Annotated in this window: 2 protein-coding genes; one reads left to right on the top strand and one right to left on the bottom strand. The window is 48.8% G+C overall.

Annotation, left to right across the window (positions count from 1 at the left end; translation table 11 throughout):
- Positions 1–331 (bottom strand): IS200/IS605 family transposase (gene tnpA / locus A7090_RS19325; protein ID WP_105275232.1); only part of this gene is annotated, 331 nt, incomplete at its 3' end.
- A gap of 57 nt (positions 332–388) precedes the next feature.
- Between tnpA and A7090_RS27145 the strand changes: the two genes are divergently transcribed.
- Positions 389–927: RNA-guided endonuclease InsQ/TnpB family protein (locus A7090_RS27145; protein ID WP_342365297.1), on the top strand; the 539-nt coding region annotated here is incomplete at its 3' end.

The following is a 927-nucleotide window of genomic DNA, read 5'->3' as shown; positions in this document are numbered from 1 at the left end:
CCCCGCTATCACTCACCTTGCGTAAATTCGTATTCAGGATGCGCACACGGCGGCTACTGATCGACTTCAAATTATTTACCAACACGCTGATGGACAGTTTCGGCGGGTATGCGATCAATGCGTGGACGTGATCCGCTTCCCCGTCCATTTCTAATATTTCAATTTCCAGCTTTTCCGCTGCGCTCTCGAATGCTTCTCGTATCTGCTGGATCATCACACCGTCGAAAATCTTTCGGCGGTATTTTGTCGTAAATATCAGATGCACAACCAGTTTGCTGACGCTATGGCGGCGCGAGAGATAACCCTCAAACGCTTTATCATGTACACTCACTTGCAAAACCTTAATTTTAACCTTATATTGTGCTCATTCTACGCATGAGCACTGAAAATGAAAAGAGCGACCAAAGTACGCATTTACCCCGACGCAGAGCAAGCCGCATTTTTAAATGCGCAGTTCGGCGCGGTGCGTTTTGCGTACAATAAAGCCCTTCATATCAGCCGCCACGTGTACAAGCGCCACGGCGTTTCCCTCAAGCCAACGCGCGATATAAAGCCATTGCTGGCGGTGGCGAAAAAGTCACGCCGCTATAGCTGGCTCAAAGAATATGACTCGCTGGCGCTACAGCAAGCGGTCATTAATCTGGATAAGGCATTTGCCAACTTCTTTAACAAGAAGCTCAAAGCCAGATCCCCCGTCTTCAAAAGCAAGCACGGCAAGCAATCCAGCTACCATCCCAATGGGAAGGTATTAAGTGACGCTATCCAGTTGCCGAAAATCCCCACTATCCGGGCGAATATTCACCGGGAGATTGTCGGTAAGGTTTCCAGCATCACGATCACCCGCACAGCAGCGCTGAGGGATCCCCATAAATCAGCGCTAATAAACCAACACCATATTCTGGTAGGTTTTGGCGAGATGATTAAGAA

The sequence above is a fragment of the Escherichia sp. MOD1-EC7003 genome, assembly GCF_002965065.1.
Taxonomy (GTDB): Bacteria; Pseudomonadota; Gammaproteobacteria; order Enterobacterales; family Enterobacteriaceae; genus Escherichia.
This window is presented reverse-complemented; position numbering and strand designations above follow the sequence as displayed.